At 64.9% G+C, this 6,215-nt stretch carries 5 protein-coding genes; 3 read left to right on the top strand and 2 right to left on the bottom strand.

What is annotated here, in order from left to right; genetic code table 11:
* Positions 1-233: 233 nt before the first annotated feature.
* Positions 234-1,211, top strand: a complete 978-nt coding sequence (locus ABIE56_RS22500; protein WP_429246046.1) for a cation diffusion facilitator family transporter — start codon at positions 234-236, stop codon at positions 1,209-1,211.
* A 99-nt stretch (positions 1,212-1,310) separates the two neighbouring features.
* Here the strand turns inward: ABIE56_RS22500 and gnd are convergent, their stop codons facing one another.
* Positions 1,311-2,315, bottom strand: coding sequence for a phosphogluconate dehydrogenase (NAD(+)-dependent, decarboxylating) (gene gnd, locus ABIE56_RS22495; RefSeq protein WP_429246045.1), 1,005 nt, complete (start codon positions 2,313-2,315; stop codon positions 1,311-1,313).
* 81 nt (positions 2,316-2,396) lie between these two features.
* Positions 2,397-3,359 carry a glutathione S-transferase family protein gene (locus ABIE56_RS22490; protein ID WP_429246044.1) on the bottom strand — a complete coding sequence of 321 codons (963 nt, stop codon included), beginning with the start codon at positions 3,357-3,359 and terminating at the stop codon, positions 2,397-2,399.
* A 150-nt stretch (positions 3,360-3,509) separates the two neighbouring features.
* Between ABIE56_RS22490 and ABIE56_RS22485 the strand changes: the two genes are divergently transcribed.
* On the top strand, positions 3,510-5,441 hold the full coding sequence (locus ABIE56_RS22485; protein ID WP_429246043.1) for a M1 family metallopeptidase: 1,932 nt from the start codon (positions 3,510-3,512) through the stop codon (positions 5,439-5,441).
* An 11-nt stretch (positions 5,442-5,452) separates the two neighbouring features.
* On the top strand, positions 5,453-6,070 hold the full coding sequence (locus tag ABIE56_RS22480; protein ID WP_429246042.1) for a Pr6Pr family membrane protein: 618 nt from the start codon (positions 5,453-5,455) through the stop codon (positions 6,068-6,070).
* Positions 6,071-6,215 lie beyond the last annotated feature (145 nt).

Genomic DNA, 6,215 nt, shown 5'->3' with positions numbered 1-6,215 from the left:
CGCCGCCGCGCTGCTCCCCTTTATTCGATATCCCGCAGCCTCCGCCCCGCCCGCCCCCCGCGGGGGGGGGGGGGGGGGCGGGGCCCCCCCCCCCGCCCCCCCCCCCCCCCCCCCCCCCCCCCCCCCCCCCGCTCCTACATTTGTTTTGGCGTTAACCCAGGCCTGCCGGGCTCGGGCGGCCGTACGGTACAAGTTTTTACATGCCGCACACGGCATGCTGGCCAGCATCAGCCATGGCCACCGAAAACAAGTTCATCGTCTACGTGGCCCTCGCGGCCAACCTCGGCATCGCCGTGGCGAAGTTCATCGCCGCCAGCCTGACGGGCAGTGCCGCCATGCTGTCCGAGGGCGTCCACTCGCTGGTCGATAGCGTGAACGAGGTGCTGCTGCTTTATGGCCTGCGCCGCTCGCGCAAACCCCCTGACCGCCACCATCCCCTGGGCTATGGCCGTGAGCTCTACTTCTGGAGCTTTATCGTCGCGCTACTCGTGCTCGCGCTGGGCGCAGGTTTCTCGCTTTACGAGGGCGTAAACCACATTCTCGCGCCGGATCCGCTGCGCGATCCCACGGCCAACTACATCGTGCTGGGCATCGCCGCCGTGTTTGAAGGCAGCTCGTGGTACCTGTCGCTGAAGAGCGTGCAGCGCCGCAAGGGGCGCATGGGCTACTTCGAGGCGTTCCGCGGCAGCAAGGACCCCACCACGTTCACGGTGCTGTTCGAAGATAGCGCCGCGTTGCTAGGCCTCGCCATCGCAGGCCTGGGCGTATACCTCTCCCACGCGTTGCATGAGCCACGGCTCGATGGCTGGGCATCGATCGGTATTGCCGTGGTCCTGGCGCTGGCATCGGTGCTGCTGGCCCGCGAAAGCAAGGCACTGCTGATTGGTGAGGCGGCAACGCCACATCTGCTGGAAAAGGTCTGCGCGATCACCTCGAAGGTGAAAGGCGTGCGCCGGGTGAACGGCATGCTGACCCTGCAGCTCGGGCCCGACCAGGTGATGGTCGCGGTATCCACCGAGTTCGAGGACAACCTGACCACCGTGGCGATCGAGGATTGCGTACGGCGCATGGAGGCGGCGACGCGCGATGCGAAACTGCCGATCGTGGCGCTGTTCGTGAAGCCGCAGACGCCAGAGCAGTGGAAGGCGAGGGTGCAGCGGCAGGATGCAGGCACCGACGACACCAGCGGGAACGACTGGAACACACTGTAGGAGCGCGCTTGCGCGCGATGGGGGTGACGCAAGCACCCATCGCGCGCGAGCGTGCTCCTACACAAAGAAAAAGGCCCCGGGGTTACCGGGGCCTTTTTCTTACGAGTGCTCGCCTTCCTTCGGCGGCTTGCCACGGCCTTCGACGTGGCCGCCGAAGCCCATGCGCATGGCCGAGAGCAGGCGCTCGGCGTAGGTGTGGTCCTGGCGCGAGCGGAAGCGGGCGAACAGGGCGCTGGTAAGCACCTCGGCCGGCACGGCCTCTTCGATGGCGGCGTTGACCGTCCAGCGGCCTTCGCCCGAGTCGTTGACATAGCCGGAGTAGTTATCGAGCTCCGAGCCCTTCGCCAGTGCGCTGGCGGTCAGGTCGAGAAGCCACGACGACACCACGCTGCCGCGGCGCCATACTTCGGCGATATCGGCCATGTCGAGGTTGTAGCGCTCGTGTTCCGGCAGGAAATCGGCGTTGCGGTTCTTCAGGATATCGAAGCCTTCCGCGAACGACTGCATCATGCCGTACTCGATGCCGTTGTGGATCATCTTGACGAAGTGGCCAGCGCCGGCCGGGCCAGCGTGCATGTAGCCCTGCTCGACGCGCGGGTCGCGGCCGTCGCGGTCTTCGGTGCGCGGGATGTCACCGGCACCGGGGGCGAGGGTCTTGAAGATCGGATCGAGGTGGTCGACCGTCGGCTTGTCGCCGCCGATCATCATGCAGTAGCCGCGATCCAGGCCCCACACGCCGCCGGAGGTGCCGACGTCCACGTAGTGGATACCCTTCTGGGCTAGTTCCTTGCCGCGGCGCGCATCGTCCTTATAGAACGTGTTGCCGCCGTCGATGATGATGTCGTCCTTGCCCATCAGGCCGGCGAGCTGCTGGATCGTGGCCTCGGTGATTTCACCGGCGGGCAGCATGACCCAGACGGCCTTCGGCGAAGGCAGGGCCTGGACCAGGGCTTCGACCGATTCAACAGCCTGCGAGCCATCCTTTGCCAGGGCGGCGCGCGCATCGGCGCTGACGTCATAGACGACGGTCTCATGACCATCCCTCATCAGGCGGCGGGCGATATTGCCGCCCATGCGGCCCAGACCGATCAAACCGATTTTCATGCGTGGGGTCCTCGTGGAAACAACGTGGGGAATATGCGGCTGTCCGTGCGGGATGCAAGGTATACCAACGGATGAGACGCCTTATGGGGGCGCCTCGAAGTCGATTTCCGGTCCCACGGGAACGATCCGCGTGGGGTCCAGCCACGGATGGCTCATGTAATAGTGCTTTTTGATGTGAGCAAAGTCGACCGTTTCACGCACGCCGGGCTCCTGATAAAGCGCGCGCGTATACGCCCACAGGGCGGGATAGTCGATGAGCCGGCGAATATTGCATTTGAAATGGCCGTGATACACCGGGTCGAAGCGAAGCAGGGTGGTAAAGAGGCGCCAGTCGGCCTCGGTCAGGGTGTCGCCACACAAGTAGCGGTGCTCCGCCAGGTGCAGTTCCAGCCAGTCCAGGGTGGCGAACAATGGCCCCATGGCCTCCTCGTACGCATCCTGGGTGCTGGCGAAGCCGGCCTTGTACACGCCATTGTTGAGCGTGTCGTAGATGCGTTCATTGAACGTATCGATCTCGCTGCGCAGCGCTTCGGGGTAGTAATCGCCACGACGTGCGCCCACGCCATCGAATGCGCTGTTGAGCATGCGGATGATATCGGCCGATTCGTTACTCACGATGGTGCGGCGTTCCTTGTCCCATAGCACGGGCACGGTGGCGCGTCCCGATACGGCCGGGTCAGCTTGCTGGTAAAGCTCGTAAAGGTATTGCACGCCATTGACTGTATCCGGCACGACGCCTTCGGCGGTCTCGAAGGTCCAGCCGTGCTCACCCATGAGCCAGTGCGTCACGGAGAGGCCGATCATGTCATCCAGCCCTTTGAGGCTCCTGAAGATCGTGGTCCGGTGCGCCCATGGGCAGGCCCTGGCGATGTACAGGTGGTAGCGCCCGGCTTCGGCCTTGAAGCCGCCATCGCCCGTCGGGCCAGGGGCGCCATCGGGGGTTATCCAGTGGCGAAACCGCGAGGTGTCGCGTTGAAACCTTCCGCCATGCCTGGCGGTGTCGTAGCCCGTATTGGTCCAGCGTCCGTCTACCAGCAGTCCCATCGGCCATGCCTTCGCGTGGTGATCGTCTAATGATGCCGCTCGCGGTGGGAAGATTTTGTCATGCCGGGGGGTGGACCCCTGACTTCCGGCACGGTTGGGCGCGCGTGGCGGGCGCGAGTAGTCTCCTTCGGTCGTCCCACGAGTGTTTCCATGAACCGCACAATCCGCCTTTCCCTGGCTGGCCTGGCCCTGGCCACCACGCTCGGTGCCACCGCCGGAACCTACGATCCGCGCGAAACCTTCGCCCCGTTTACCTACCCGCAGCCCGTCAATGCGTACCGCTCGGGCAGTGGCATGCCGGGGCCGCTGTTCTGGCAGAACCGTGCGGACTATGACCTGGCCGCCACGCTGGACCCTGTAAAAAACACGCTGGTAGGCAAGGCCACCATCCACTACACCAACAACAGCCCCGACGCGCTGGATGTGCTGTGGGTGCAGATGGATGAGAACCGCTTCACCGAGGATGCGCGTGGCAACTTCACCGGCGACAAGGCGGAGAAGCGGCATACGGGCGGCTACCGCATCGCCGCGGTGACGGTGAACCAGGGCGGCAAGGCAACGAAGGCGACCTATGTGGTTTCGGATACGCGCATGCAGGTGCGCTTGCCCGAGTCGCTGGCGGCGAAGGGTGGCAAGGTCGATGTCACCATCGAATATTCTTACGACTTGCCGGGTGATTTCGGCGGCCGTACCGGCTTCGATCCCTCGAAGAACGGCAACATCTACGAGATGGCCCAGTGGTATCCGCGCATGTGCGTGTACGACGACCAGCGTGGCTGGGATACGGCGCCCTACCTCAACAGCGAGTTCTACCTCGAGTACGGCGATTTCAATTACGCGATCACTGTGCCTTCCAACATGATCGTGGCCGGCTCCGGCGAGCTGGTGAACCCGGAAGACGTGCTGACGAAAACCCAGCAGCAGCGCCTGGCCAAGGCCCGCGAGAGCGATGACACGGTCATGATCCGCACTGCCGCCGAAGTGACTGACGCGGCCAGCCGGCCGAAGCAGGGCGGGACGCTGACGTGGAAGTTCCGCATGCAGAACACGCGTGACGTCGCCTTTGGCGCGTCCACGGCGTACGTGTGGGACGCGGCGCGCATCAACCTGCCGGAGGGCAAGAAGGCACTGGCGATGTCGGTGTACCCGGTGGAAAGTGCCACGCCGAAGCTGTGGGGCCGCTCCACCGAGTTTTTGAAGGCCTCCGTCGAACACTTTTCGACGAAGTGGTACCCGTATCCGTACCCGGTGGCGATCAACGAAGGCGGCAGCGCTGCCAGCGGCATGGAGTACCCCGGCATCGTGTTCGACCCCATGGAGGCGCCAGCCAAGCCGCTGCACATGGTGACGGCGCACGAAATCGGCCATACGTGGTTCCCCATGATCGTGGGTAGCGACGAGCGCCGTAACGCCTGGATGGATGAGGGCTTCAATACCTTCATCGATGTGTACGAGATGGACGCGTTCAACCACGGCGAGTTCGGCCCCAAGCGCGATGGCGAATATGCGCCGAAGGGCGGCAACCCGGTGGATGGCATCCTGCCGCTGCTGGCCGATGCCGATGCGCCGAGCCTGCTGATGGGCGCTGACATGGTGAAGGAGAAGTACCGCCACCCTGCCACGTACTACAAGGCGGCCTTGGGCCTGGTACTGCTACGCGAGGAAATCATCGGGCCGGAGCGCTTCGACCCGGCGTTCCGCAAGTACATCGCCACGTGGGCCTACAAGCACCCCTCGCCGTCGGATTTCTTCCGGCTGATGGAGAGCGAGGCGGGCGAGGACCTGGGCTGGTTCTGGCGCGGCTGGTATGCGAACAACTGGCAGCTGGACCTTGCCGTGACCAAGGTCGATGGCCAGGTGGTGACCATCGAAAACCGCGACCAGCTGGTGATGCCGGCGACGCTGCGCGTGACCTTCGATGACAAGACCACGAAGGACATCCGCATCCCCGTGGAAACCTGGCAGCAGCACAAGAGTTTCGATGTGGCGGTAGCGGGCGGACACAAGGTGGTGGCGGCGGTCATCGATCCGGACCACAAGGTGCCCGACCGCGACCGTTCCAATAACGGCTGGCCTCGCTGATACTGGGCGGCATGCCTTCGCGTGCCGCCTTCGCCAACCTGTTCGCCGTCATCGTGGCCGCCGTCGCGTGGCCGGCGCTCATGTTGCAGTACTGGCTGATGCTGTGGTCGGGGCCCCCGGGTGAAGAGACCGTGCGGTTCCTCAGCTTCTTCACCATCCTCTCCAACCTGCTTGTCGCCCTGGTCGCCGGTTCCGCGGCCACGGGCGGCAACTGGGCGGTATGGCGGATCTGGCGCGGACCGCGGGTGCGCGGCCTCGCCGCGCTGTCCATTACAGTGACCTGCCTGGTCTATGCCACGGTGCTCCAGGGCCAGTGGCATCCGCAGGGCCCGCAGCTACTCGCGGACCGTTCCCTGCACTACGCCGTACCGCTGTTGTACGTATTCTGGTGGGTGGTGCTGCTGCCGCATGGCGCCCTGCGCTGGGCCGATGCGTTGCGCTGGCTTGCCTTTCCCGGCCTGTTCGCGCTGTGGACGTTCGCGCGCGGGGCCGTGGTGCATGAGTACCCGTATCCCTTCATGGACGTGACCAGATTGGGCTATGGCGAGGTCCTGCTCAATACCGGCATGGTCGGGGCAGTATTCCTTGTGATTGGCCTGATCTACGTGGCCCTGGACAAAAACCTGTAGGAGCGGGGGGGGGGGGGGGGGGGGGGGGTGGGGTGGGGGGGGGGGGGGGGGGGGGGCGCGAAGCCAAACCGAAATGTCGCCCAATAGCCGGTGTTCGGGGGGGGTGGGGGGGGGGTGGGGTGTGGTTGTGCACGGCGGATGTTGG

The organism is Luteibacter sp. 621 (assembly GCF_050435445.1).
Classification (GTDB): domain Bacteria; phylum Pseudomonadota; class Gammaproteobacteria; order Xanthomonadales; family Rhodanobacteraceae; genus Luteibacter.
The sequence above is the reverse complement of the archived record's forward strand: the minus strand, read 5'-3'. Positions and strand labels throughout refer to the sequence as shown.